Annotated in this window: 27 protein-coding genes; 12 read left to right on the forward strand and 15 right to left on the reverse strand. The window is 63.8% G+C overall.

From position 1 onward, the window contains the following. Positions 1-87: 87 nt before the first annotated feature. From GDH07_RS03030 to cysN, 3 genes are all read left to right on the forward strand, one after another. On the forward strand, positions 88-846 hold the full coding sequence (locus tag GDH07_RS03030) for a Nif3-like dinuclear metal center hexameric protein (protein ID WP_022642339.1): 759 nt from the start codon (positions 88-90) through the stop codon (positions 844-846). 213 nt (positions 847-1,059) lie between these two features. Then, the gene (gene cysD, locus GDH07_RS03035) at positions 1,060-1,977 is read left to right on the forward strand and encodes a sulfate adenylyltransferase subunit CysD (RefSeq protein WP_022642340.1); all 918 of its coding nucleotides are present in this window, start codon (positions 1,060-1,062) and stop codon (positions 1,975-1,977) included. Between the two features lie 15 nt (positions 1,978-1,992). Then, positions 1,993-3,891: a sulfate adenylyltransferase subunit CysN gene (gene cysN, locus GDH07_RS03040; RefSeq protein ID WP_152896650.1), complete on the forward strand. Its 1,899-nt coding sequence runs from the start codon at positions 1,993-1,995 to the stop codon at positions 3,889-3,891. Between the two features lie 115 nt (positions 3,892-4,006). Here the strand turns inward: cysN and GDH07_RS03045 are convergent, their stop codons facing one another. Genes GDH07_RS03045 through GDH07_RS03055 form a run of 3 tightly spaced genes read right to left on the reverse strand, consistent with a single transcriptional unit; the run spans position 4,007 to position 7,409 of the window. Continuing rightward, on the reverse strand, positions 4,007-4,912 hold the full coding sequence (locus tag GDH07_RS03045; RefSeq protein ID WP_152896651.1) for an acyltransferase: 906 nt from the start codon (positions 4,910-4,912) through the stop codon (positions 4,007-4,009). Further along, positions 4,913-7,012, reverse strand: coding sequence for a phosphate acetyltransferase (gene pta, locus GDH07_RS03050; RefSeq protein WP_022642344.1), 2,100 nt, complete (start codon positions 7,010-7,012; stop codon positions 4,913-4,915). Positions 7,013-7,070: 58 nt separating this feature from the next. After that, entirely contained in the window at positions 7,071-7,409 is a 339-nt protein-coding gene (locus GDH07_RS03055) for a DUF3565 domain-containing protein (protein WP_083456939.1), read from the reverse strand. On the opposite strand from GDH07_RS03055, the gene GDH07_RS03060 reads away from it, so the two are divergent. The 3 genes from GDH07_RS03060 (at position 7,378) to GDH07_RS03070 (ending at position 9,783) form a co-directional block, all read left to right on the forward strand. Continuing rightward, a complete protein-coding gene (locus GDH07_RS03060; RefSeq protein WP_022642345.1) occupies positions 7,378-7,863 on the forward strand; it encodes an FKBP-type peptidyl-prolyl cis-trans isomerase in 486 nt (161 codons plus the stop codon). The two genes, GDH07_RS03055 and GDH07_RS03060, sit on opposite strands and share 32 nt — an antisense overlap. Before the next feature lie 121 nt (positions 7,864-7,984). After that, positions 7,985-8,467 carry a glutathione peroxidase gene (locus tag GDH07_RS03065; RefSeq protein ID WP_053134161.1) on the forward strand — a complete coding sequence of 161 codons (483 nt, stop codon included), beginning with the start codon at positions 7,985-7,987 and terminating at the stop codon, positions 8,465-8,467. A 212-nt stretch (positions 8,468-8,679) separates the two neighbouring features. Beyond that, positions 8,680-9,783, forward strand: coding sequence for an NADH:flavin oxidoreductase (locus tag GDH07_RS03070; protein WP_152896652.1), 1,104 nt, complete (start codon positions 8,680-8,682; stop codon positions 9,781-9,783). Here GDH07_RS03070 and GDH07_RS03075 read toward each other — a convergent pair. Next, positions 9,780-11,060, reverse strand: a complete 1,281-nt coding sequence (locus GDH07_RS03075) for a glycosyltransferase family 4 protein (protein WP_152896653.1) — start codon at positions 11,058-11,060, stop codon at positions 9,780-9,782. The two genes, GDH07_RS03070 and GDH07_RS03075, sit on opposite strands and share 4 nt — an antisense overlap. Before the next feature lie 39 nt (positions 11,061-11,099). Beyond that, positions 11,100-11,810 carry a DJ-1/PfpI family protein gene (locus GDH07_RS03080; RefSeq protein WP_022642349.1) on the reverse strand — a complete coding sequence of 237 codons (711 nt, stop codon included), beginning with the start codon at positions 11,808-11,810 and terminating at the stop codon, positions 11,100-11,102. 121 nt (positions 11,811-11,931) lie between these two features. Here GDH07_RS03080 and GDH07_RS03085 point away from each other — a divergent pair, with 121 nt between their 5' ends. Then, on the forward strand, positions 11,932-12,927 hold the full coding sequence (locus GDH07_RS03085) for a GlxA family transcriptional regulator (RefSeq protein ID WP_152896654.1): 996 nt from the start codon (positions 11,932-11,934) through the stop codon (positions 12,925-12,927). 14 nt (positions 12,928-12,941) lie between these two features. Here the strand turns inward: GDH07_RS03085 and cysZ are convergent, their stop codons facing one another. Next, positions 12,942-13,697 carry a sulfate transporter CysZ gene (gene cysZ, locus GDH07_RS03090; protein WP_022642351.1) on the reverse strand — a complete coding sequence of 252 codons (756 nt, stop codon included), beginning with the start codon at positions 13,695-13,697 and terminating at the stop codon, positions 12,942-12,944. A gap of 310 nt (positions 13,698-14,007) precedes the next feature. On the opposite strand from cysZ, the gene trxB reads away from it, so the two are divergent. Continuing rightward, complete coding sequence (gene trxB / locus GDH07_RS03100) at positions 14,008-14,970, forward strand: thioredoxin-disulfide reductase (protein WP_053134173.1); 963 nt, start codon at positions 14,008-14,010, stop codon at positions 14,968-14,970. 66 nt (positions 14,971-15,036) lie between these two features. Here the strand turns inward: trxB and GDH07_RS03105 are convergent, their stop codons facing one another. The 6 genes from GDH07_RS03105 to GDH07_RS03130 all read right to left on the reverse strand — a co-directional run bounded on the left by GDH07_RS03105 (position 15,037) and on the right by GDH07_RS03130 (position 18,089). Then, entirely contained in the window at positions 15,037-15,375 is a 339-nt protein-coding gene (locus GDH07_RS03105) for a HopJ type III effector protein (protein ID WP_022642352.1), read from the reverse strand. Further along, positions 15,368-15,664 carry a DUF1244 domain-containing protein gene (locus tag GDH07_RS03110; RefSeq protein WP_022642353.1) on the reverse strand — a complete coding sequence of 99 codons (297 nt, stop codon included), beginning with the start codon at positions 15,662-15,664 and terminating at the stop codon, positions 15,368-15,370. The genes GDH07_RS03105 and GDH07_RS03110 overlap by 8 nt, the downstream gene beginning before the upstream one ends. Positions 15,665-15,726: 62 nt before the next feature. Next, a complete protein-coding gene (gene folX, locus GDH07_RS03115; RefSeq protein WP_031320912.1) occupies positions 15,727-16,107 on the reverse strand; it encodes a dihydroneopterin triphosphate 2'-epimerase in 381 nt (126 codons plus the stop codon). Continuing rightward, entirely contained in the window at positions 16,108-16,668 is a 561-nt protein-coding gene (gene folE, locus GDH07_RS03120; RefSeq protein WP_022642355.1) for a GTP cyclohydrolase I FolE, read from the reverse strand. A gap of 22 nt (positions 16,669-16,690) precedes the next feature. After that, positions 16,691-17,401, reverse strand: coding sequence for a dihydromonapterin reductase (folM, locus tag GDH07_RS03125; protein ID WP_152896655.1), 711 nt, complete (start codon positions 17,399-17,401; stop codon positions 16,691-16,693). Between the two features lie 118 nt (positions 17,402-17,519). Next, the gene (locus GDH07_RS03130; protein WP_053134180.1) at positions 17,520-18,089 is read right to left on the reverse strand and encodes an antibiotic biosynthesis monooxygenase; all 570 of its coding nucleotides are present in this window, start codon (positions 18,087-18,089) and stop codon (positions 17,520-17,522) included. A gap of 211 nt (positions 18,090-18,300) precedes the next feature. On the opposite strand from GDH07_RS03130, the gene GDH07_RS03135 reads away from it, so the two are divergent. Then, positions 18,301-19,257, forward strand: a complete 957-nt coding sequence (locus GDH07_RS03135) for a MerR family transcriptional regulator (RefSeq protein ID WP_152896656.1) — start codon at positions 18,301-18,303, stop codon at positions 19,255-19,257. Positions 19,258-19,274: 17 nt separating this feature from the next. Here GDH07_RS03135 and GDH07_RS03140 read toward each other — a convergent pair whose 3' ends face one another. Both GDH07_RS03140 and GDH07_RS03145 read right to left on the reverse strand, forming a co-directional pair. Further along, positions 19,275-19,880 carry a hypothetical protein gene (locus GDH07_RS03140; RefSeq protein ID WP_152896657.1) on the reverse strand — a complete coding sequence of 202 codons (606 nt, stop codon included), beginning with the start codon at positions 19,878-19,880 and terminating at the stop codon, positions 19,275-19,277. 51 nt (positions 19,881-19,931) lie between these two features. Beyond that, positions 19,932-20,405 carry a PAS domain-containing protein gene (locus GDH07_RS03145; RefSeq protein ID WP_022642361.1) on the reverse strand — a complete coding sequence of 158 codons (474 nt, stop codon included), beginning with the start codon at positions 20,403-20,405 and terminating at the stop codon, positions 19,932-19,934. A 154-nt stretch (positions 20,406-20,559) separates the two neighbouring features. On the opposite strand from GDH07_RS03145, the gene GDH07_RS03150 reads away from it, so the two are divergent. Further along, positions 20,560-21,015: a flavodoxin gene (locus GDH07_RS03150; protein WP_152896658.1), complete on the forward strand. Its 456-nt coding sequence runs from the start codon at positions 20,560-20,562 to the stop codon at positions 21,013-21,015. Here GDH07_RS03150 and GDH07_RS03155 read toward each other — a convergent pair. Beyond that, positions 20,996-21,892, reverse strand: coding sequence for a LysR family transcriptional regulator (locus GDH07_RS03155; RefSeq protein ID WP_022642364.1), 897 nt, complete (start codon positions 21,890-21,892; stop codon positions 20,996-20,998). The two genes, GDH07_RS03150 and GDH07_RS03155, sit on opposite strands and share 20 nt — an antisense overlap. A gap of 98 nt (positions 21,893-21,990) precedes the next feature. On the opposite strand from GDH07_RS03155, the gene GDH07_RS03160 reads away from it, so the two are divergent. Continuing rightward, positions 21,991-22,377 (forward strand): CidA/LrgA family protein, encoded by a 387-nt coding sequence (locus tag GDH07_RS03160; RefSeq protein ID WP_022642365.1) that lies wholly within the window; start codon positions 21,991-21,993, stop codon positions 22,375-22,377. Next, a complete protein-coding gene (locus GDH07_RS03165) occupies positions 22,367-23,053 on the forward strand; it encodes an LrgB family protein (RefSeq protein WP_053134186.1) in 687 nt (228 codons plus the stop codon). The genes GDH07_RS03160 and GDH07_RS03165 overlap by 11 nt, the downstream gene beginning before the upstream one ends. Positions 23,054-23,060 lie beyond the last annotated feature (7 nt).

The raw sequence follows: 23,060 nt of genomic DNA on the forward strand, positions 1-23,060 counted from the left end.
GGTTACGAAGGGCTGCGCACGGCCCCATAATGTCGCGCATTATACGAGGCCGCACGCGCCTCTGGACGGGATATTTAGGAGTCTTTCATGGCCGTTGCCCTGAGCACACTGGTAGAAGAAGCGGATCGCTACCTGGGCAGTTCGCGTATCGCCGACTATTGCCCCAATGGCCTGCAGGTCGAAGGGCGTCCACAGGTCATGCGCATCGTCAGCGGAGTCACCGCCAGCCAGGCGTTGCTGGACGCGGCAGTAGAGGCCAAGGCCGACTTGGTGCTGGTCCACCATGGCTATTTCTGGAAAGGCGAGAACCCTTGCATCACCGGCATGAAGCAGCGCCGCTTGAAGACCCTGCTCAAGCATGACATCAGCCTGCTGGCCTATCACCTGCCCCTGGACCTGCATCCGGAAGTGGGCAACAACGTGCAATTGGCCCGGCAACTGGACATTACCGTGGAAGGCCCGCTGGATCCGGAGAACCCCAAGGTCGTGGGGCTGGTGGGTTCCCTGGACGAGCCCGTCACTGCGCGGGACTTCGCCCGCCGGGTACAGGAGGCGATGGGCCGTGAACCGCTGCTGGTGGAAGGCAGCGAGATGATCCGCCGGGTCGGCTGGTGCACCGGCGGTGGCCAGGGTTACATCGATCAGGCGGTGCAGGCCGGGGTCGACCTGTACCTGAGTGGCGAGGCTTCGGAACAGACCTTCCACAGCGCCCGGGAGAACGACATCAGTTTCATCGCTGCCGGCCACCATGCCACCGAGCGTTACGGCGTGCAGGCGCTGGGTGACTACCTGGCCCGGCGCTTCGCCCTGGAGCACCTGTTCATCGATTGCCCGAACCCGATCTGACGGCATTTCGTCAGGTCTTTCCCGGTGGGCCCCGCCGGTGTCGATCGCCGTTTGCGGCCGCATCGGCAGGGCCCGGAACCAGCGAACGGGCGGGTATATTCATATACCGTTTCGTTCTAGTTGGCTCCCTGATTAGAAGAAGGCCGCTGTGCTAGCATGCCCCGCTCGAACACGGCCCGCAGGCCGTCCATAAGAAAGCTTTCGTGAGTAGCCATGGTCGACAAACTGACGCATCTGAAACAGCTGGAGGCGGAAAGCATCCACATCATCCGCGAGGTGGCGGCCGAGTTCGACAATCCGGTGATGCTGTACTCCATCGGCAAGGACTCTGCGGTGATGTTGCATCTGGCCCGCAAGGCGTTCTTCCCCGGCAAGCTGCCATTCCCGGTGATGCACGTCGATACCCGGTGGAAATTCCAGGAGATGTACAAGTTCCGCGATCGCATGGTCGAGGAAATGGGCCTGGACCTGATCACCCACGTCAACCCCGATGGCGTGGCCCAGGGCATCAACCCCTTCACCCACGGCAGTGCCAAGCACACCGATATCATGAAGACCGAGGGCCTCAAGCAGGCCCTGGACAAGCACGGCTTCGACGCCGCGTTCGGCGGGGCTCGCCGCGATGAAGAGAAGTCCCGCGCCAAGGAGCGCGTCTACTCGTTCCGCGACAGCAAGCACCGCTGGGACCCGAAGAACCAGCGTCCCGAGCTGTGGAACGTGTACAACGGCAAGGTCAACAAGGGCGAGTCGATCCGTGTGTTCCCGCTGTCCAACTGGACCGAGCTGGACATCTGGCAATACATCTACCTGGAAGGTATCCCGATCGTGCCGCTGTACTTCGCCGCCGAGCGTGAAGTGATCGAAAAGAACGGCACCCTGATCATGATCGACGATGAGCGCATCCTCGAGCACCTCAGCGATGAGGAGAAGGCGCGCATCGTCAAGAAGAAAGTGCGTTTCCGTACCCTGGGCTGCTACCCGTTGACGGGCGCGGTCGAGTCCGAAGCCGAGACCCTGACCGACATCATCCAGGAAATGCTCCTGACCCGTACGTCGGAGCGCCAGGGCCGGGTCATCGACCACGATGGCGCAGGCTCGATGGAAGACAAAAAACGCCAAGGCTACTTCTAATTTCAGGGTTTCATCATGTCGCACCAATCCGATCTGATCAGCGAGGACATCCTCGCCTACCTGGGCCAGCACGAACGCAAGGAACTGCTGCGCTTCCTTACCTGCGGCAACGTGGATGACGGCAAGAGCACCCTGATCGGGCGCCTGCTGCACGACTCGAAGATGATCTACGAAGATCACCTGGAAGCCATCACCCGTGACTCGAAGAAGGTCGGCACCACCGGTGACGACATCGACCTGGCCTTGCTGGTGGATGGCCTGCAGGCCGAGCGCGAGCAGGGCATCACCATTGACGTGGCCTACCGTTACTTCTCCACCGCCAAGCGCAAGTTCATCATCGCCGACACCCCGGGCCATGAGCAGTACACCCGCAACATGGCCACCGGCGCCTCCACCTGCGACCTGGCGATCATCCTCGTGGACGCCCGCTACGGTGTGCAGACCCAGACTCGCCGGCACAGCTACATCGCTTCCCTGCTGGGGATCAAGCACATCGTCGTGGCCATCAACAAGATGGACCTCAAGGGGTTCGACCAGGACGTGTTCGAGTCGATCAAGGCCGACTACCTGCAGTTCGCCAAGGGCCTGAAGATCCAGCCCACCAGCCTGCACTTCGTGCCGATGTCGGCGCTCAAGGGCGACAACGTAGTGAACCGCAGCGAGCGTTCGCCGTGGTACACCGGCCAGTCGCTGATGGAAATCCTCGAGACCGTGGAGGTTTCCGGCGATCGCAATTTCACCGACCTGCGTTTCCCGGTGCAGTACGTCAACCGTCCGAACCTGAACTTCCGTGGTTTCGCCGGCACCCTGGCCAGCGGCATCGTGCACAAGGGCGACGAAGTGGTGGTGCTGCCTTCGGGCAAGAGCAGCCGGGTCAAGTCCATCGTCACCTTCGAAGGCGAACTGGAGCAGGCCGGTCCCGGCCAGGCCGTGACCCTGACCATGGAGGACGAGATCGACATCTCCCGGGGCGACCTGTTGGTGCATGCCGACAATGTGCCGCCGGTGACCGAGAACTTCGAAGCCATGCTGGTATGGATGGCCGAGGAGCCGATGCTGCCGGGCAAGAAATACGACATCAAGCGCGCCACCAGCTATGTGCCGGGTTCGATCGCCAGCATCGTTCACAAGGTCGATGTGAACACCCTGGAAGAGGGTGCAGCCAGCGCCCTGCAACTGAACGAGATCGGTAAGGTCAAGGTCAGCCTCGACGCGCCGATCGCCCTGGATGGTTATGAAAGCAACCGCACCACGGGCGCGTTCATCGTCATCGATCGCCTTACCAACGGCACCGTTGGCGCCGGCATGATCATCGCCCAGCCTGTGGCCCACGGCAGCGCCTCCCAGCATGGCAAGCTGGCCCATGTCGCCACCGAGGAGCGTGCCCAGCGCTTCGGCCAGCAGCCGGCCACCGTGCTGTTCAGCGGCCTGTCGGGCGCAGGCAAGAGCACCTTGGCCTATGCCGTGGAGCGCAAGCTGTTCGATATGGGGCGGGCGGTGTTCGTCCTCGACGGCCAGAACCTGCGTCACGACCTGAACAAGGGCCTGCCCCAGGATCGCGCCGGGCGTACCGAAAACTGGCGGCGTGCGGCTCACGTTGCCCGTCAGTTCAACGAGGCGGGCTTGTTGACCCTGGCGGCGTTCGTGGCGCCCAGTGCCGAAGGTCGCGAGCAGGTCAAGGGGCTGATCGGCAAGGAGCGTCTGCTGACGGTCTATGTCCAGGCTTCGCCAGCCGTATGCGCCCAGCGTGATCCCCAGGGCCTCTATGCCGCCGGTGGCGACAACATTCCGGGCGAGTCCTTCCCCTATGACGTGCCGCTGGATGCCGACCTGGTGATCGACACCCAGTCCGTGTCGCTGGAGGAGGGCGTCAAGCAAGTGCTGGATCTGCTGCGCAAGCGCGGCGCGATCTAAGGTAAGGGCAGCGGCGAGCTTCTAGCTTCAAGCTGCAAGAAAAAGCCCGCGGACAGGTGACTGTCTGCGGGCTTTTTTGTGTCTGTTCGAACGCGAAGCGGCCCTTGCAGGCGCTTCATCGCTTGCCCGGATACTCCCGGTGCAGTTGCTCGAGCAGCGCGTCCTTGGCTTGCCAGCGCTGGTTGATCCAGTCCTGGAAGGCCTGCCGATAAACCGCGTCCTGTTCGTAGTTGCGCCCGATGAACTGCTGGGGAATCGACACTTCTTCGAAACGCACCACCACGTCCTTGAGCTTGCCGCTGAGCAAGTCCCAGAACCCCGGGCGGCCGGCCGGATAGTGGATGCTCACGTCGACGATCGATTGCAGCTGCTCGCCCATGGCATCCAGCACGAAGGCGATGCCGCCGGCCTTGGGCTTGAGCAGGTACTTGAATGGCGATTGCTGCTGGGCATGCTTGGCCTCGGTGAAGCGCGTGCCCTCGACGAAGTTGAAGATACCTACCGGATTGCTGCGGAATTTCGCGCAGGTCCTGCGGGTGGTTTCCAGGTCCTTGCCCTTTTTTTCCGGATGCTTTTCCAGGTAGGCCTTGGAGTAGCGCTTCATGAAGGGAAAGCCCAGGGCCCACCAGGCCAGGCCGATCACCGGCACCCAGATCAGTTCCTGCTTGAGGAAGAACTTCAACGGGCGGATACGCCGGTTGAGCACGTACTGCAGCACCAGGATATCGACCCAGCTCTGGTGGTTGCTGGTGACCAGGTAGGAGTGCTGGTAATCCAGGCCTTCAAGGCCCTGCACGTGCCAGCGGGTGCGGCAGACCAGCTGCATCCAGGCCTTGTTGTTGCTGATCCAGGCCTCGTGGGTGTGGTTCATCAACCAGTGGCTGAAACGCTGGGTGAGGCGCAACGGCAAGGCCTTGAAGAGCGCCACGCAGAACAGGAACGAGCACAGCAAAATAGTGTTGAGCGCCAGCAGCAGCGAGGCGATGGTGCCGCGTACGGCACCCGGTAGAAAGTCCAGCATTCAGGCATCCATGGGTCGGTTGGCAGCTTGGATCGCAGTCAGGGCGATGGTGTAGACGATATCGTCCACCTGGGCGCCGCGCGGCAGGTCGTTCACCGGCTTGCGCAGGCCTTGCAGCATCGGCCCCAGGCTCACGCAATCGGCGCTGCGTTGCACCGCCTTGTGGGTGGTGTTGCCGGTGTTCAGGTCGGGGAACACGAACACCGTGGCCTTGCCCGCGACCTGGCTGTTGGGGGCCAGTTGCCGGGCGACGTTCTCGTTGGCGGCGGCGTCGTACTGCAACGGGCCGTCGATCAACAGCGAGCGCTGGGCTTCATGGGCCAGCAGGGTGGCCTCGCGGACCTTCTCCACTTCTTCGCCGCTGGCCGAGTCGCCACTGGAGTAGCTGATCATCGCCACCCGTGGCGAGATGCCGAAGGCCGCTGCCGAATCGGCGCTCTGCAGGGCGATCTCCGCCAGTTCGCTGGCGCTGGGGTGGGGGTTCATCACACAGTCGCCGTAAACCAGCACCTGCTCGGGAAACAGCATGAAGAACACCGAGGACACCAGGGTGCAGCCCGGTGCGGTCTTGATCAATTGCAGGGCCGGGCGGATGGTGTTGGCGGTGGAATGGACGAGCCCGGAAACCAGGCCGTCGACCTCATCCAGGGCCAGCATCACGGTGCCGATCACCACCGGGTCTTCCAGTTGCTGCTCGGCCATCGGCGCGTTCAGGCTCTTGCTCTTGCGCAGGGCTACCATGGGCTCGACATATCGCTCGCGGATCAGGTCCGGATCAAGGATCTCCAGGCCCTCGGGCAGCTCGATGCCCTGGGCCCGAGCCACGGCGTGGACGTCGTCCGGCTTGGCCAGCAGCACGCAGCGGGCGATGCCGCGGGCCTGGCAGATGGCGGCGGCCTGCACGGTCAGGGGCTCGCTGCCCTCGGGCAGGACGATGCGCTTGTCGGCTTGCTGGGCGCGCTGGATCAACTGGTAGCGGAACACCGCCGGCGACAGGCGCATTTCCCGCGGGGTGCCACAGCGCTGGTGCAGCCAGTCGGCGTCCAGGTGACTGGCCACGAAGTCGGTGATGATTTCCGCACGCTCGCGGTCATCGATGGGGATTTCCTTGTTCAGGCCGTTGAGCTGGTTGGCGGTGTCGTAGGAGCCGGTGCTTACCGACAGCACCGGCAGGCCGGCATTCAGCGCTCCACGGCACAGGTCCATGATCTTCGGGTCGGGCAGGGTGCCGCTGGTCAGCAGAAGGCCGGCCAGCGGTACGCCGTTGATCGCCGCGAGACTCACGGCGAGGATGATGTCGTCACGGTCGCCCGGGGTCACCACCAGCACTCCGGGCTTGAGCAGCTCCACGGTGTTGCGCATGGTGCGCGCGCAAATGATGATCTTGGTCATGCGCCGGGTTTCGTAGTCCCCGGCGTTGAGTACCTGGGCGCCCATCAGATCGGCCACGTCGCGGGTGCGCGGGGCATTGAGCTCCGGCTGGAACGGAATGCAGCCCAGCAGGCGGAAGTCGCCACTGCGCAACAGCGGCGAATGTTCTTTCAGGCGGGCGCTGAACGCCTCGATGCTTTCGTCGGTGCGTACCTTGTTGAGGATCACCCCCAGCACCTTCGGATCCCGTGGGCCACCGAACAACTGCGCCTGCAACTCGACCCGCCCGGACAGCTCGGTGAGCACTTCGTTTTCCGGGGCCGAGACCAGGATCACCTCGGCATCCAGGCTCTTGGCCAGGTGCAGGTTGACCCGGGCCGCGTAGCTGGCGGCACGGGTCGGCACCATGCCCTCCACGACCAGTACATCCTTGCCGATGGCCGCCTGCTGGTAGAGGGTGATGATTTCTTCCAGCAGCTCGTCCAGCTGGCCATCGCCCAGCATCCGCTCCACATGGGCCAGGCCCAGGGGTTGTGGTGGTTTCAGACCGTGGGTGCGGGCCACCAGCTCGGTGGAGCGTTCGGGGCCGGTGTCGCCCGGATGCGGTTGGGCGATGGGCTTGAAGAAACCGACCTTGAGGCCGGCGCGTTCCAGGGTGCGTACCAGCCCGAGGCTGATGGAGGTCAGGCCCACACCAAAATCGGTGGGTGCGATGAAGAAAGTTTGCATGCGAATTCTCGAAGGGTGCATGGCAAGGGCGACGGTCTTTGGCCGTCTGCCGCGGTAGTCAGGGGCTAAGGTTATCGTTTCCGGCGTCCTGCGCACACCAGCCACAGGCAAAGGGCCGGCCTATTTTTTCTGCCCGCCGCGCCGGGTCCAGGACCCAGGCGCGTGACTGCCATGGTGGCTGGTGGCGCAGGTGCTGGGTGTGGCCGCACGACAGTTCGACCACCCAGTGGCCGTCCTCGTCCTGGTGGAAACCGCATATTGTCGGGGGCTGCTGCATATTCCGTTTGTCCGGGTTCCGTTCGCTTTCGCGCGATTGCTTCGCTAAACTTGGACGTTCTTCATTCTTATGCAAAAGGTCTCGCCCCATGCTGATCGCCGCCAATAAGGCTGTCTCCATCGACTATACCCTCACCAACGACGCTGGTGAGGTCATCGACAGCTCTGCCGGCGGCGCCCCGCTGGTCTACCTGCATGGCGCAGGTAACATCATCCCAGGCCTGGAAAAGGCCCTGGAAGGCAAGCAGGTCGGTGACGAGCTTAAGGTTGCCGTGGAACCTGAAGACGCCTACGGCGAATACGCTGCCGAACTGGTCAGCACCCTGAGCCGCAGCATGTTCGAAGGCGTCGACGAGCTGGAAGTGGGCATGCAGTTCCACGCTTCCGCTCCGGACGGCCAGATGCAGATCGTCACCATCCGTGACCTGGACGGCGACGACGTGACCGTCGATGGCAACCACCCACTGGCTGGCCAGCGCCTGAACTTCCAGGTCAAGGTCGTTGCCATCCGTGATGCCAGCCAGGAAGAAGTCGCCCATGGCCACGTCCATGGCGAAGGTGGTCATCACCACTGAGTTTCTGCGCTAAGCTCAGGATTACTCGAAAGGCGCCCGCGGGCGCCTTTTTAGTCTGCGGCTTTTGGCTGTACTGTCGAGAGGCTGTCTTCTGCAAGAACACGGGAATTTGGAGTTCGTCATGAGTGCTTTTCACGACCTTAAACTGAAAGCCCTGGATGGTCAGGAACTGCCGCTCGCGCCCTTCAAGGGGCAAGTCGTGCTGGTGGTCAACGTCGCTTCCAAATGTGGCCTGACGCCACAATATGCGGCTCTGGAAAACCTCTACCAGCAATACAAGGCCCAGGGTTTCAACGTGCTGGGCCTGCCCTGCAACCAGTTCGCCGGGCAGGAGCCCGGGACCGAGCAACAGATCCAGGAATTCTGCAGCCTCAACTACGGGGTGACTTTCCCCCTGAGCAGCAAGCTGGAGGTCAACGGCCCGGAGCGGCACCAGTTGTACCGCCTGCTGGCAGGCGAGGGTGCGGAGTTTCCCGGGGACATCACCTGGAACTTCGAGAAGTTCCTGGTAGGCAAGGATGGCCGGGTACTGGCGCGTTTCTCCCCGCGCACCGCCCCCGATGATCCCGCAGTGGTCCAGGCCATCGAGAAAGCCCTGAGCTGACTCCGCGCGCCGGGCGCTCGCCCGGCCTGCCGCGCTACCTGTCCGACGCCGCTGCATAGCGGCGTTTTTGCCTCCAGATCACTCAAATCAATAGTGCTGTGCAGTGCCTTGGGGGACGAATATTATCCTCATCATAAGTGCGCCGGGAGCTATACCCGGCGCGGCCTTGTGCGTCGATCCTCGACTCCAGTCCTTTTCTGTCGGAGTGCAGCATGCCTGTCCAAGCCTTGTTCAAACCCTTCCGCCTGGGTGCGTTGGAATTGCCGACCCGTGTGGTGATGGCCCCGATGACCCGCTCGTTCTCGCCGGGCGGCGTGCCCAATTCCAAGGTCATCGAGTACTACCGCCGGCGTGCCGCGGCAGGGGTCGGCCTGATCATCACCGAAGGCACCACCATCGGGCACCAGGCATCCAACGGCTACCCCAATGTGCCGCAGTTCCACGGCGAGGCGGCACTGGCCGGCTGGAAGAAGGTGGTGGACGCGGTACACGCCGAGGGCGGCAAGATCGTCCCGCAGCTGTGGCATGTGGGCAACGTGCGGCGCCTGGGCACCGAGCCGGATGCCAGCGTGCCGGGCTATGGTCCGTGCGAGAAACTCAAGGACGGCCAGGTGGTGGTGCATGGCATGACCCACCAGGATATCCAGGAGGTGATCGCTGCATTCGCCCAGGCCGCCAAGGATGCCCAGGGCATCGGCATGGACGGCGTGGAGATCCATGGCGCCCATGGTTACCTGGTGGACCAGTTCTTCTGGGAAGGCAGCAACCAGCGCACCGACGAGTACGGTGGCGACCTGGCCCAGCGTTCGCGTTTTGCCATCGAGCTGATCCAGGCCGTGCGTGCTGCCGTTGGCCCGGACTTCCCGATCATCCTGCGCTTTTCCCAGTGGAAGCAGCAGGACTACACCGCCCGCCTGGTAGAGACCCCAGAGGCCCTGGAAGCCTTCCTCAAGCCATTGGTGGCGGCTGGCGTGGATATCTTCCACTGCTCGACCCGGCGCTTCTGGGAGCCGGAGTTCGAAGGTTCCGAGCTGAACCTGGCCGGCTGGACCCGCAAGCTCACCGGCAAGCCCACCATCACCGTGGGCAGCGTTGGCCTGGATGGCGAGTTCCTGCAGTTCATGGTCAAGACCGACAAGGTGGCGCAACCGGCCAGCCTGGAGAACCTGCTGCAACGCCTGGATAACGACGAGTTCGACCTGGTGGCCGTAGGCCGCGCACTGCTGGTGGATCCGGACTGGGCGCAGAAGGTCCGGGACGGGCGTGACCAGGAAATCCTGCCGTTCAGCCGTGACGCGCTGACAACCCTGGTCTAACCACCGGCTCCGGGTGGCGAGGGGGGCAACCCCCTCGCCACGCCGAGCGTCTCGCTGTCGTCCTCTACCAGGCCGGTCGCCCCGGCCACGGCCTGGAGGGCCGCCGTTGGCGCCTCTTGGCAGGCGCTGCGCAATTGCTCCTCGAACTGTTCGATCACCGTTGCCCAGCCTTGGCGGCTGGCGTGTTGGCGGGCGTTGAGGCGTACCCGGCGCAGGGTCTCGGTTTCTTCCAGCAGCCAGCTGGCGGCATCGCAGAAGGCATTCTCGTCACCCGGCATCGCCAGCACGCCGTTGTAGCCGTGACGGATATGTTGCGCCGCCGCAGCCTGATCGTAGGCCACTACTGCCAGGCCTGAAGCCAGGGCCTCGAGCACCACGTTGCCGAAGGTCTCGGTAAGGCTGGGAAACAGGAACACGTCACCGCAGGCGTAATGGGCCGCCAGGGCTTCGCCGCGCTGGCTACCGCAGAACAGCGCTTGGGGCAGGCTGCGCTCCAGGCTGGCCCGTTGCGGGCCATCGCCCACCACGATCAATTTCATCTTGCGCTGCGCATAGGTCGCCTGCAGTTGTTCGAAGCAGCGCTTGAGCAGGCCCAGGTTCTTTTCCGGCGCCAGGCGCCCGACATGGATCACCGCCAGGTCATCCGGCTCCAGGCCCCAGCTGGCGCGCAGCTCATTGACCCGTTTGGCCGGGTGGAACAACTGGCTGTCGACGCCCCGGGACAACAGGGACAGGCGTTCGAAGTGGCGCCGCTCCAGCTCCAGGCGCTGGCTGGCGCTGGGGACCAGGGTCAGTTTCGAGCGGTTGTGGAACCAGCGCAGGTAGTGGGTCAGCAAGCGCGTCAGCAAGCCCAGGCCGTACTGGCTGGAGTACTGCTGGAAATTGGTGTGGAAGCCGCTGACCACCGAGATCCCCAGGCGCTTGGCCGCCCGTAGCGCGGATAAGCCAAGGGGCCCTTCGGTGGCGATGTACAGCACATCCGGGCGCTGGCGTTTCCAGCGGCGCAGCAGCTTGTGCATCGACGACTGGCCCCACTGCAACCCCGGGTACCCCGGCAACGGCCAGCCCCGGCACAGCAGCAGGGCCTCGTCGCTGCGCCGGCTCTGGTCGCAACCCTGGCGCGGGCGCACCAGTTCCACCTGATGCCCACGGGCCCGCAGGCCATCGCACAGGCGGCCAAGGGTATTGGCCACACCGTTGATTTCCGGCGGGAAGGTCTCTGTGATGAGAGTGATATGCAGGGCTGTGCTCATGGCCCCAGTGTCGGCTGGGGCCATGTCGTCATTGTGACCTTGGGATGATGGATTTATGACCGCTCAGCGCTGCGGTTGCAGGGCGTTGCGATAGTGCTTCAGGGCGGTCTCGGTGCTCCGGCGGAAAAAATCCGCATACAACTCCAGGGTCTGGCGGGTCAGTTCGGGGCCGGCCAGCTCCGGGGTGCCGACATTGAAAGGTGCGCGAGGGTGGTACTCGATGGTCAGTTCCAACAGCTTGGCGATCTGCTCGCCCCGCAAGCGAGCCAGTACCATCAACGCCGTCTCGAAGGAGCCGGTGGCAGGGCCTGCACTGTACAGTGGGCCGTCGATCACTACTTCGCCACCGCTGACCGCCGTGGCACCGAATGCTTCCAGGGTATGGGTCAGGTGCAGGTTGGTGGTCGCCCGGCGTCCTTCCAGGAAACCAGCGGCGCCCAGCAGCAGGGCGCCGGCGCAGATGGAGATGACGAAGCGGGTACGTGGGCACTGTTCACGCAGGAACTGGATCAATTGCGGGTCTTCGATCGCCGCCGTGCCCACCGCACCTATCACCAGCACATCGAGGTCGGGCGGGCATTCGTCGAACGTCGTGCTGGCATGGCAGGGGAAGTCCGGCATGGCCATGACCGGATGGCGATCCTTCCACAGCACATGCAGTTCGGTATTGGGTGCCATGCCGAACACCGAGTGGGCGCCGGCGATATCCATCAGGGCGAACCCCGGGGCGATGAGAATCCCGACTTTTAGAGGTGTTCCTGGTTCGATCAGCATCTGAGGTTCCTTGGATTGTGCCGCGGCGGGTGCCGGGCTGGACGTACCTTAATCAGCCTGCACTTGGCGTTCTTGCCAAAAATGCGACAATTCACGCCAAATCCTTCCAGGTATCCAGGTCATGTCGCAGCCGCCCAGGCTCATTCAGTTTCTGGTGTTTCCCGCAGTGAACATGCTCGATCTATCGGGCCCCCTGCGGGTGTTCGCTACCGCCAATGAGCTGCTGGCATTCGCCGGCCAAGCCGCGGCCTATGACGTCACTGTGATTGCTGCCCAGGCACCATTGCTGTCTTCCGAGGGGCTGGAGCTCACCCCGCTGCCATTACCTGATGTCCAGTCGCCCTGCGACACTTTGCTGGTGATCGGTGGCCAGGGAGTGGGGGCGGCCTGCCGGGATGGCGCCCTGCCACGCTGGATCGGACAGAGGGCGCTGGTGGCGCGCAGGTTGGTGTCGATCTGTAATGGTGCCTTTCTGCTGGCGGCCGCGGGACTGCTCGATGGTCGGCGTGCCGTGACTCACTGGAGCCGCTGCGAAGCACTGGCCCGGCGCTTTCCCCTGGTCCGGGTCGAGCCCGATTCGATCTTCGTCAACGACGGGCCGATCTGGACTTCAGCCGGGGTCACGGCCGGCATCGACCTGGCCTTGGCCCTGGTGGAAGAGGACCTGGGTCATGAGCTGGCCTTGGAAATCGCCCGCTACCTGGTGGTTTTTCTCAAGCGCCCAGGCGGCCAGGCGCAGTTCAGTGTGCCGCTGTTCCTGCAGCACCGTGCTGGCGGTTTTGCCCAGTTGCATGCCTGGATCACCGAACATGTCGCTCAGGATCTGTCGGTGGCAGTGCTGGCGCAGCGGGTGGGAATGAGCGAGCGCAGTTTCCTGCGTCACTACCGAGAGCAGACCGGCACTACGCCGGCCAAGGCGGTGGAGCGGATCCGGGTGGAAGCGGCCCGGCAACTGCTGGATGAAACCCCGTGGCCGCTCAAGCGGATCGCCCTACGTTGCGGCCTGGGTAGCGAGGCGACATTCCGTCGTGCATTCCAGCGAGTTTTCGGCATCAACGCCCAGGATTACCGCCAGCGCTTCAGCTCTCGCGATGAGGCCAAAGCGCAGGTCCTCTGAGGTGCAGGAAGGGGTCAGCGTGGTTGGCCCGGCAAGTTATCCACACCGCGCTCGCGGACCCAGAACAGGGTCGCCCCGGCCACGGCGGCGGGCATCATCAGGATGTTGACGAAGGGAATCATCAGCGCCAGGTAGACGATGCCGCCGAAGCCCAGGCTCTGCCAGCGCTTGGCCCGCAGCCAGGCGAGCATGTCCTGCCAGCTCATCTTGTGGTTGTCCGCCGGGTAGTCGATGTACTGGATGGCCATCATCCAGATACCGAACAACAGCCACAGCGGCGCGGCCACCAGGTTGACCACCGGGATCAGCGAGAGGATGAACAAGCCGATGGCCCGGGGCAGGAAGTAGCCCAGCTTGCGCATCTCCCGGGACAGGGTACGGGGGATCATCGCCAGCAGTTCGCCCCAGCTGAAGGGAGGGAAATCATCGGTGCCGCGGACCACGGTCTCGACCTTTTCCGCGAGGAAGCCGTTGAACGGGGCGGCGATGATATTGGCCAGCATGGTGAAGCTGAAGAACACCATCAGCACTACCAGCACCACGAACAGCGGCCACAGGATGTAGCTGAGAAAGCTCAGCCATTGCGGCAGGGTCGGCATCAGGGCGTCGACCCAGAGGCTGAATTGATGACCGGCGAAATAGATCAATCCGACGAACAGCACCAGGTTGACCAGCAGCGGCAAGAGCACGAACAGGCGCAGGCCGGGCGTGAGGATCAACTTGAGGCCCTCGCGCAGGTATTGCGGGCCGGACAAGACAGGGGCGGGCATAGAAGGCTCCGAGCAGAAGGAAAACGCGCCGACCTTACCGGCTTTGCACAAGGGACGAAAGTGCGGCGCATAGGGCGACATCAACGGTAACAAAGACCTCTTCATACTGGTCTTCAGAAGATAGAGACCGCCTATGAGCTGGATTGTTAAACCGTATTTCCTTAATCTTCGCCCCCTCTATACGCTGCACCCATTATTTTTTGGACGGACGAGTTTTAGCCTTCCCCAAGGTTTCGCCGTCCTTTTTTATTCCAGCCGGCAATCCGGCGTTCCGCGCCAGGGCAGCCGGGCCGGTCGATAGGAGTGAGTCATGTCTGATGTACGTCATTCGCGTGTGATTATTCTCGGTTCCGGCCCTGCCGGTTACAGCGCCGCGGTCTATGCCGCCCGCGCCAACCTGAAGCCACTGCTGATCACCGGCATGCAGGCCGGTGGCCAGCTGACCACCACCACCGAAGTCGACAACTGGCCGGGCGACGTGCACGGCCTGACCGGCCCGGCGCTGATGGAGCGGATGCGCGAGCACGCCGAGCGCTTCGAAACCGAAATCGTCTTCGATCACATCAATGCCGTGGACTTCGCCGCCAAGCCCTACACCCTGACCGGTGACAGCGGCACCTACACCTGCGACGCCCTGATCATCGCCACCGGCGCCAGCGCTCGCTACCTGGGCCTGCCATCGGAAGAAGCCTTCATGGGCAAGGGCGTTTCCGCCTGCGCCACCTGCGACGGTTTCTTCTACCGCAACAAGCCAGTGGCCGTGGTCGGTGGTGGCAACACCGCTGTCGAGGAAGCCCTGTACCTGGCCAACATCGCCAGCAAGGTCACCCTGATCCACCGTCGCGATACCTTCCGCGCCGAGAAGATCCTGATCGACAAGCTTCACGCCCGGGTTGCCGAAGGCAAGATCGAGCTCAAGCTCAACGCGACCCTGGACGAAGTGCTGGGCGACAACATGGGCGTGACCGGTGCCCGCCTGAAGAACAACGATGGCAGCTTCGACGAGCTGAAAGTCGACGGCGTGTTCATCGCCATCGGCCACACTCCGAACACTTCGCTGTTCGAAGGCCAGCTGGCGCTCAAGGACGGTTACCTGGTCGTGCAGGGCGGTCGTGAAGGCAATGCCACCGCTACCAGCGTCGAGGGCATCTTCGCCGCCGGCGACGTGGCTGACCACGTCTACCGCCAGGCCATCACCTCGGCCGGTGCCGGTTGCATGGCGGCCCTGGACACCGAGCGTTACCTGGACGGCCTGCAGAACGCTTCGTTCTGATCGTCCTGAAATGAAAAAACCGGCGCAAGCCGGTTTTTTTATGGGTGATGGTCTTGCCGGTGTGGATCAGCGGCGGGTCAGCGGCTGGGCGTTGAACTTCACTCCGGCCAGGCCATGGGCGATCAGGGCGCGGATGTTGCCGTGGTCGCTGCCTTGCGGGGTGGCCAGCACCGAGCGATAGTGCTCGCCGAATGCCAGCAATGCTTCGGCGTCGCTCAGGCCTTCCAGCAGGGCCAGGCCCAGGGTCTTGCACGAGCCTTCGTTCTGCCCGGCGGCGTTTTCCACGCCACCATTGTTGAACGCCTGGGGCTGGTAGTCATAACCGGCGGCGATGAACGCCAGGGTGTCGGCAAAGGCGTGTTCGCCGCTGTTGAGGCTGGCGCGCAGGGTGTTCAGGTCAGTCATGGGGTTTTCCTTTGGCGAACGCCGCTTGCTGCTCGGCGCTGGCTTCTTTCTGATAGAGATTCTTCCACTCGGCGTAGGGCATGCCATACACCACTTCACGGGCGTCATCGAGGCTGACCTCGATCTGGCGCTGGTCGGCTTCGGCCTTGTACCACTTGGACAGGCAGTTGCGGCAGAACCCGGCAAGGTTCATCAGGTCGATATTCTGCACGTCCTTGCGGTTGTCCAGGTGGGCCACCAGGCGGCGAAAGGCCGCCGCTTCCAGTTCCAGGCGTTGTTGTTCGGTCATGGGATTCTCCGAGGGGGGACAAGCTCCTGGGGGGATATGGAGCTTGTCGCTTGAGGCGGTGGTCAGGCTGGATCGCGACTTGCCGCTAACGTGATGGATACCGATTCGGCAAAGCGCAGGGCGTGGGGTTTGTCCACTTCGACCTCGGCGTACTGCACCGAGGCGTTGCTCATCACCAGGTCCAGCAGTTCCTGGGTCAGGCGCTCCAGCAGGGCGAAGCGGTTGCCCTCGACGTGGGCGATGATGGCCTTGGTGATGGTGCGATAGTTCAGCGCGTGATCGATGTCGTTGTCGCGCACCGCATCTTGGGCGGGATACAGGATGGTCAGGTTGATCAGGACATCCTGCTTGTTGAGGATTTCTTCCTCGTTGATTCCGATGTAGGTCCGCAGGAGCAGGTCCTTGACTCGGATACGAGCCATTCCTGGCTGAAGTTGTGGCATTTACTTGCTCCGTCCAATCAATTGCAGGAATTCCTGGCGAGTGGTGCTCGATTCGCGAAAGGCGCCGAGCATCACCGAGGTATGCATGGTGGAATTCTGTTTCTCGACACCGCGCATCATCATGCACATGTGCTTGGCTTCGACCACCACGGCGACGCCGGCGGCCTGGGTCACGCTCTGCACTGCGTCGGCGATCTGCCGGGTGAGATTTTCCTGGATCTGCAGGCGCCTGGCGAACATGTCGACGATGCGCGCGATCTTCGACAGCCCCAGCACCTTGCCCGTGGGAATATAAGCCACATGGGCCTTGCCGATGAAGGGCAGCAGGTGATGTTCGCACAGGGAGTACAACTCGATGTCGGCCACTATCACCATCTCGTCGTTGTCGGAGGCGAACAGCGCGCCGTTGACGATTTCCTCCAGCGACTGCTCGTAGCCATGACACAGGTACTGCATGGCCTTGGCGGCACGCTTGGGCGTATCGAGCAGACCCTCGCGCTCGGGGTCTTCGCCGAGACCCTTGAGGATCTCGCGGTAGTGCTGGGGCAGGGAAAGGCTCATGCAAGGTCCTCGCGGGGCCGGTCTATTTGACGTGCCGCCCGCCGTTGACGGTCAGGGTGGTGCCGGTGACATAGGGATTGTCCAACAGGTAGCGCAGGCTCTGGTAGATCACTTGCGCGCCGGGCTCGATGCCCAGTGCGGATTTGGCCAGGGTCTTGGCGCGGTACGCCGCGTCGTCGTCGGGATTGAACAATAGCAGGGCCGGTGCGATGCCGTTGACCTTGATTGTCGGGGCGTACTTGGCGGCGAAAGACAGGGTCAGGCTGTCCAGGCCGGCCTTGCTGGCGCAGTAGGCGATGTGCTTGGCGCTGCCCTTGCGGGTCACGTCGTCGCTGATGTGGATGATGTCCGCCGGGCTGCAGGCCTGCAGCAATTGGGCGCAGTGCAGGTTGATCAGGTAGGGCGCCAGCATGTGCACGCCGAACATCCGGGCGAAGGCCTCGGTTTCCTGGCCCGGGCTTTCCTCGAGCCATTCCGAGGCGTTGTGGATGATCGCCCGCAGGCTGTCGGTGTGGGCCTTGAGCTCGGTGATCAGGGCCATGATCCCGGCCTCGCAGGACAGGTCGGCGAACAGCAGGGTCGCGCCCTGCTCACGCAGTGTTTCGAGCCCCGGGCGCTGGCTGCGGTAGGTGACGATCAGCCGATGCCCGTCTTCGAGCAGGCGCAACGCGCAGTGCAGGCCGACACGCTGGCTGGCGCCGGTGATCAGGATCGGTGCGGAGGAAGCGTTCATGGCGGGCTCGCGTCGGCGGGTAGGGCAGAACTATACCAGCGGGGGCGTCCGAGCGTGGGATGGATCGGCAGCAAGCCGGCACCGCTCCGTGGTAGGCGGTGGCCGGCTTGGGCGAGGCTCAGGAGTTCTGCGTCGAAGGCGCCACGGGCAGCCGGCGGGGCGGGGCGGCGTTGAGCCAGTTGGCCAGCAGCCGGGTGGACAGCGGGATGAAGAAGTAGACCATCAGTGGAGTCAGGGCCAAGGTGCTGACGAACACCCGGGGCAACATGCCCAGGTCGTTGAGCAGCGGGCCGAGGACGAAGTTGAACAGCAGCGAGACCGGGAAGAACGCCAGCCAGATCGCCACGGCCTGCTTCCAGCGCGGCGGACGCTGTCCGGCGGCGCCGAACCAGCCATCGATACCGCTGACCCGATGTTCCAGTGGATGGGCGAACAGATCGCTGCCCCGGGCCAGCCAGGCGGTACGCGAGGCGGAGTGTTCCCAGGTGTGCAGGGTCTGTTCGTCGGCGAAGCGGAAGATGATCTGGAATTCATCGTCGCCGGGCGGAGGGGCCAGGACGCCGGAGCCCAGGTAGCCGGGAAAGTCGGTGGCCAGTTGCTCGCCTTCGCGCAGCCAGGCGATCAGGTCCTGGTAGCGACCATCGGCAACGCGCCGGGCCACCATCAGGGTGACGGGTGAGGTAGACATCATGTATCTCCGTAAAACCAATACGCTGCCTGGGTAAGGCAGTCGTTGACGGGGCACCGGGGTGTCGGGCCGCACCTTGGACAAGCAAGGATTATTCCTGATTGGCACGGATGTACCAATGACAGTGGTCGGATATTCCCGCCCTTGAAGCTTCGGCACCCTGGGAGAGTAGAATGACGGCCATTTTGTCCATCGGTGTTCTCTCCCCCAGATGCCCGCCACCATTGCACCTTCCGTCACCCACCAGGCTCCGGACGCCCTCGCGCAGGACGAGCTGTTCCCGATCCGCGAGGTTTCCCGCCTGACCGGCATCAATCCCGTGACCCTGCGGGCCTGGGAACGACGCTACGGTCTGATCCAGCCGACGCGCACCGAAAGTGGGCACAGGTTGTATTCCATGCACGATGTTGAGGCGGTGCGCGAGATCCTCGGCTGGATCGAGCGCGGCGTGGCGGTGAGCAAGGTCGGGCGGATCATGGCCAAGAACCGCGCCGTCCAGACCCAGCTCAAGGCTTCGGCCGACGATGGCCAGCAGGATGAATACGCCCAGTGGCGCGATCAGTTGAAGCTGGCGGTCAATACCTTCGATGAAGAGCAGTTGGAGCGGATCTACGGCCAGGTGTTCTCCAGCTATGCCCTGCCGGTGGTGTTCCAGGACATCTTCCTGCCGTTCTGGAAGCAGCTGCTGCAGCAACGCGACACCTTCGGCCATACCAGCGAATGGCTGTTCCTGGATGCTTTCCTGCGCTCGCGAATCAGCCAGCGCCTGTTGTTGCAGCGCACAGACTCGCAGCCGCTATTGCTCACCGCATTCAACCAGCAATGCCGTGAGCTGGAGCTGCTGGTGGCGGCGCTGCTGCTGGGGCACGACCAGCTCGGCGTACAGGTGCTGGGGCCGGGAGTACCGCTGGAGGAATTGACCCTGGTCTGTGAAAAGCTCAAGCCCCAGGCCCTGGTGGTGTTCTCCAACCATGCGCCGACGGCCGAGCTGCCCAAGCGTCTCAAGCGCCTGGCGCTGACCCTGGATTGCCCACTGATGCTGGCCGGGGATGCCGCGGACCTGGCCCAGGACAGCCTGGCGGAGTCGCCAGTGGCCTGCCTGGGTGGAGAGGGGCGGTTGATGCAGCAGCGCCTGCGGCAATTCCTCGGCGGGCACCTGGATACCTGACACCGCGCGCGGATGCCTCAGGCGTGCAGGGCGGGGTGGGAATGGCGGTGTTGCTGGAGGATGAATTGGCGCAGGCGCTCGGTTTCCTCGGCATCGTCCTGCTCCAGGCGATAGGCGTAGAAACCCGCCTCGGTCTCGCGCTCGAAGTGCCCGCGCAGGGCGATCCGCTCATATCCCGAGGGGCTGAACCACTGGGCGAACTGCCTGGGCGGCCGGGTCTTGTTGCGGACCTCCAGCAGCACCCCCTTGAACGACACTTCCCGCACCCACAGGCGCCCGGGCTGGCCCTTGGCATTCTCCAGGGCCACCGGTTCTTCCAGGCCCAGGCGCCATGGCCGCACCATGGGGCCGTCCTCGAAGATGCTCGGTACTCCCAGGCGCAGGTGCAAGGCGTGGAATTCGTCTTCGACCAGGTGCAGCGGGAAGGTCATCTGCTGATTGTCGAAATGCGCCTGGATGGTGACCTTCTCGTTGGCCGCCAGGCGTGTCAGCAAGTCACGGATCTGCGAGCCGCCGTTGACCAGCAGGCTGGATGTGGTGTCGCGCACATTAAGGTGCGGGTTGTGCTGGATGCTCCGGATGAAGTCCAGTTCATCCTGAGTGAGAAGGGCGTCGCGCTGCATGATGTTGCTCGGAAGGTGGAAGACAAGTCAGCGGGGATACCCCTACGACCACTAAACCTGCGACTTATTAGGGCCGTTGGTCGCCTTGAGGGCGGCCAGTTCAGCCCGGGCCTCGGCCAGTTGCTGCTCCACCTGCGAGAGGCGCTGCTGGGCCTTGACCTGTTCGGTGACGTCCTTTTGCACCCCGATGAAATAGTGCAGCCGGTCGCTGTCGTTGAATACCGGGGTGATCGACAGCTCGTTCCAGAAGTGGCTGCCGTCCTTGCGATAGTTGCGCAGCACCTCGCGGCACGGCCGGCCCTCCTTCAGGGCCTGGCGGACCGCCTGCAAGCCTGGCTGGTCCCGATCGCCCGATTGCAGGAAACGGCAGTCCTGGTACAGCACTTCATCGGCGCTGTAGCCGGTCAGCCGCTCGAAGGCCGGATTCACATAGATCAGTATGGTGTCCTCGCCTTCCTGCTCGGCGACCACAATCCCGTCGTTGGAGGCGTTGATCATCCGTTGCAGCAAGTGGGCGTTGATCATCCCGGAGTTCCGTCTTCGATCGGCAAGGGCTGGATTCTAAGGCATGCTGGCATTGTGTCTACAGCTGCTTTGCAGCCTGAGGGCGAGCGAAGACGGGATTTTACTCCGTAGCTGTTAATATCCCAGGCTTTTAGTCAGCTTCAGGATCAGATTGATGAAAGTCGCCATCCTTTCCGGCACGGTGTACGGCACGGCTGAAGAAGTCGCCCAGCATGCCGCCAAACTCCTCGACGCCGCGGGCTTCCAGGCCTGGCACAACCCCCGTGCGACCCTGGCCGATGTCCAGGCGTTCGCGCCAGAGGCGTTCCTGGCCGTGACCTCGACCACCGGCATGGGCGAGTTGCCGGACAGCCTGCTGCCGCTGTACTCGAGCATTCGCGATCAACTACCGGCCGCCTGGCGCGGTTTGCCCGGGGCGGTGATCGGCCTGGGTGACTCCAGCTATGGCGATACCTTTTGCGGTGGCGGCGAGCAGATGCGCGAGCTGTTCGCCGAACTGGGCGTACGCGAGGTGCTGCCGATGCTGCGCCTGGACGCCAGCGAGACCGTGACCCCGGAAACCGACGCCGAGCCTTGGCTGGCGGAGCTGGTCAGCGCACTGCGGGGCTGACTGGCTGTTCCCGTAGCAGCGCCAGCCAGGCCTGTGCGGCCTTGGACAGGTAGGCCCCTTCGCGCCAGATGAAGGCAATGTCCCAGCGCAGGTACTCCGGAGCCTTCAGGGTCAGGCGTACCACGCCCGGGCGTACCAGGGCCCGGGCCACCACGCTGGGCAGCAGCACCACGCCCTGGCCCGCCGCCACCAGCGCCGCGAGGAAGTCCGCCTGGCCGCTGCGCCCACCTTCCCTGGGAGTGAACCCCAGCTGCTGGCAGGCCTGGAGCAGGCGGTCGTTGAGCACGAAGCTGCGCTGGTACAGCAGGAACGGGGTATCGGCCAGCTCCTCCAGGCGCACCTTGGCATTCATCGCCAGCGGATGATCGGCGGGCAGCAGGGCATCCAGCGGCTCATCGCAGAACGGCTGGTAGGCGAAGGCCGGATCCTTGGGAGTCAGGCTGCCGCCCAGTTCCAGCTCGCCGCTGCGTACCGCCTGCTCGACGTTCAAGCTGCCGCCCTCGAGCAAATGCACCTGGATATTCGGATAGCGCCGCCGGTACTCGGCGAAGCGGCTGGCGAACAGCGTATCGCTGCCCAGCATCGGCAGGCCCAGGCGCAGCTCGCCCCGGGTCATGTGGCTCAGGTCGTCCAGTTCGCTGAGCAGTTCATTGCGCAGACGCAGCATGCCCTCGGCCCGTTGTAGCACCACGTTGCCAGCGGCGGTCAGGTGGATGTGCGAACCCTGGCGCTCCAGCAACGGCGTGCCCAGGCTCTGTTCCAGCTGGGCGACCTGCTTGCTCACCGCCGACTGGCTGATATGCAGGGTCTTGGCGGCCTGGGTGAAGCCGCCCTGGTGGATCACTTCGACGAAGCTGCGCAGTTGCTTGAAATCCATGGTGGTAATTCCAGTTTGGAATGGCTTCCAGTCTAACAATTCGCTTCGGTGATGAAGGGGCTTTTCATAAAATAGGTCCCCGAGAGGACCGAACCACCATGAACATTCCCACCTTGAAACGCTTGGGCCGCCTGCTTTGCGAGCTGGCGGTGCTGCTGGCCATCTATTTTCTCGGCTGCCAACTGGCTACCTGGCTGCCCTGGCCGATTCCCGGCGGGGTCATCGGCCTGGCCATGCTGTTGCTGGCCTTTGCCCTGGGCTGGGTCAAGCCGGCAGCACTGCAATTGGGCGCTGGTCTCTTGATGGCCGAGATGCTGCTGTTCTTCATCCCGGCGCTGATGAGCCTGCTGGACTACGGCGGCCTGCTGCGCCAGGACGGCTGGCGGATCCTGCTGGTGATCGGCGTCAGCACCCTGCTGGTGATGCTGGTGACCGCGCTGACCGTGGAACTGGTGTGTCGCTGGAGGATGCGCCATGAAGCTTGAGGCGATGCCGATGTTCTGGCTGGCGCTGACCCTCGGCGCCTATCTGTTCAGCCGCTGGATCTACCGGCGCACCGGGCGCTACCTGTTGTCGCCGCTGATCCTGGTGCCGGCGCTGCTGCTGGCGGTCGCGGTGCCATTGCACACCGCCTACGCCGAATATGCCGCCAATACCCACTGGCTGATGCTGGTGCTGGGCCCGGTGACCGTGGCCTTCGCCATTCCCATCTGGCAGCAGCGCCAGTTGCTGATGCGCCATTGGTCGGCACTGCTGCTGGGCATGCTGGCCGGTAGCGCGGCCTCCATCGGCAGCTCCTTCGGCCTGGCCCGGCTCTTGGCCCTGGACAGCTCGGTGACCCTGTCGCTGGTACCACGCTCGATCACCACTCCGTTCGCCATGCCCCTGGCCCACGACCTGGGTGGCGTGCCTGAGCTGACGGCGGTATTCGTGATGTTCACCGGGGTCTTCGGCGCCATGCTCGGCGGCGTGCTATTGCGTTGGCTGCCCCTGCGCAGCGCCCTGGCCCGGGGTGCGCTGTTCGGGGTCGGCGCCCATGGCGCCGGGGTCAGCCGGGCCCACGAAGTCGGGGGCGAGGAAGGCTCGGTAGCGGGGCTGGTGATGGTGCTCACCGGGCTGTTGAACCTGTTCGCCGCGCCTTTGCTGGCGTCGTTGCTTTGACGTGAAG

This window comes from Pseudomonas piscis (assembly GCF_009380155.1).
GTDB classification, from domain to species: Bacteria; Pseudomonadota; Gammaproteobacteria; order Pseudomonadales; family Pseudomonadaceae; genus Aquipseudomonas; species Aquipseudomonas piscis.

Excerpts from the sequence above, each read along its gene's own strand:
- GDH07_RS03030 (WP_022642339.1), top strand. The coding sequence starts at position 88 with ATGGCCGTTGCCCTGAGCACACTGGTAGAAGAAGCGGATCGCTACCTG.
- cysD (WP_022642340.1), top strand. The coding sequence starts at position 1,060 with ATGGTCGACAAACTGACGCATCTGAAACAGCTGGAGGCGGAAAGCATC.
- cysN (WP_152896650.1), top strand. The coding sequence starts at position 1,993 with ATGTCGCACCAATCCGATCTGATCAGCGAGGACATCCTCGCCTACCTG.
- GDH07_RS03045 (WP_152896651.1), bottom strand. The coding sequence starts at position 4,912 with ATGCTGGACTTTCTACCGGGTGCCGTACGCGGCACCATCGCCTCGCTG.
- pta (WP_022642344.1), bottom strand. The coding sequence starts at position 7,012 with ATGCAAACTTTCTTCATCGCACCCACCGATTTTGGTGTGGGCCTGACC.
- GDH07_RS03060 (WP_022642345.1), top strand. The coding sequence starts at position 7,378 with ATGCTGATCGCCGCCAATAAGGCTGTCTCCATCGACTATACCCTCACC.
- GDH07_RS03055 (WP_083456939.1), bottom strand. The coding sequence starts at position 7,409 with ATGGAGACAGCCTTATTGGCGGCGATCAGCATGGGGCGAGACCTTTTG.
- GDH07_RS03065 (WP_053134161.1), top strand. The coding sequence starts at position 7,985 with ATGAGTGCTTTTCACGACCTTAAACTGAAAGCCCTGGATGGTCAGGAA.
- GDH07_RS03070 (WP_152896652.1), top strand. The coding sequence starts at position 8,680 with ATGCCTGTCCAAGCCTTGTTCAAACCCTTCCGCCTGGGTGCGTTGGAA.
- GDH07_RS03075 (WP_152896653.1), bottom strand. The coding sequence starts at position 11,060 with ATGGCCCCAGCCGACACTGGGGCCATGAGCACAGCCCTGCATATCACT.
- GDH07_RS03080 (WP_022642349.1), bottom strand. The coding sequence starts at position 11,810 with ATGCTGATCGAACCAGGAACACCTCTAAAAGTCGGGATTCTCATCGCC.
- GDH07_RS03085 (WP_152896654.1), top strand. The coding sequence starts at position 11,932 with ATGTCGCAGCCGCCCAGGCTCATTCAGTTTCTGGTGTTTCCCGCAGTG.
- cysZ (WP_022642351.1), bottom strand. The coding sequence starts at position 13,697 with ATGCCCGCCCCTGTCTTGTCCGGCCCGCAATACCTGCGCGAGGGCCTC.
- trxB (WP_053134173.1), top strand. The coding sequence starts at position 14,008 with ATGTCTGATGTACGTCATTCGCGTGTGATTATTCTCGGTTCCGGCCCT.
- GDH07_RS03105 (WP_022642352.1), bottom strand. The coding sequence starts at position 15,375 with ATGACTGACCTGAACACCCTGCGCGCCAGCCTCAACAGCGGCGAACAC.
- GDH07_RS03110 (WP_022642353.1), bottom strand. The coding sequence starts at position 15,664 with ATGACCGAACAACAACGCCTGGAACTGGAAGCGGCGGCCTTTCGCCGC.
- folX (WP_031320912.1), bottom strand. The coding sequence starts at position 16,107 with ATGCCACAACTTCAGCCAGGAATGGCTCGTATCCGAGTCAAGGACCTG.
- folE (WP_022642355.1), bottom strand. The coding sequence starts at position 16,668 with ATGAGCCTTTCCCTGCCCCAGCACTACCGCGAGATCCTCAAGGGTCTC.
- folM (WP_152896655.1), bottom strand. The coding sequence starts at position 17,401 with ATGAACGCTTCCTCCGCACCGATCCTGATCACCGGCGCCAGCCAGCGT.
- GDH07_RS03130 (WP_053134180.1), bottom strand. The coding sequence starts at position 18,089 with ATGTCTACCTCACCCGTCACCCTGATGGTGGCCCGGCGCGTTGCCGAT.
- GDH07_RS03135 (WP_152896656.1), top strand. The coding sequence starts at position 18,301 with ATGCCCGCCACCATTGCACCTTCCGTCACCCACCAGGCTCCGGACGCC.
- GDH07_RS03140 (WP_152896657.1), bottom strand. The coding sequence starts at position 19,880 with ATGCAGCGCGACGCCCTTCTCACTCAGGATGAACTGGACTTCATCCGG.
- GDH07_RS03145 (WP_022642361.1), bottom strand. The coding sequence starts at position 20,405 with ATGATCAACGCCCACTTGCTGCAACGGATGATCAACGCCTCCAACGAC.
- GDH07_RS03150 (WP_152896658.1), top strand. The coding sequence starts at position 20,560 with ATGAAAGTCGCCATCCTTTCCGGCACGGTGTACGGCACGGCTGAAGAA.
- GDH07_RS03155 (WP_022642364.1), bottom strand. The coding sequence starts at position 21,892 with ATGGATTTCAAGCAACTGCGCAGCTTCGTCGAAGTGATCCACCAGGGC.
- GDH07_RS03160 (WP_022642365.1), top strand. The coding sequence starts at position 21,991 with ATGAACATTCCCACCTTGAAACGCTTGGGCCGCCTGCTTTGCGAGCTG.
- GDH07_RS03165 (WP_053134186.1), top strand. The coding sequence starts at position 22,367 with ATGAAGCTTGAGGCGATGCCGATGTTCTGGCTGGCGCTGACCCTCGGC.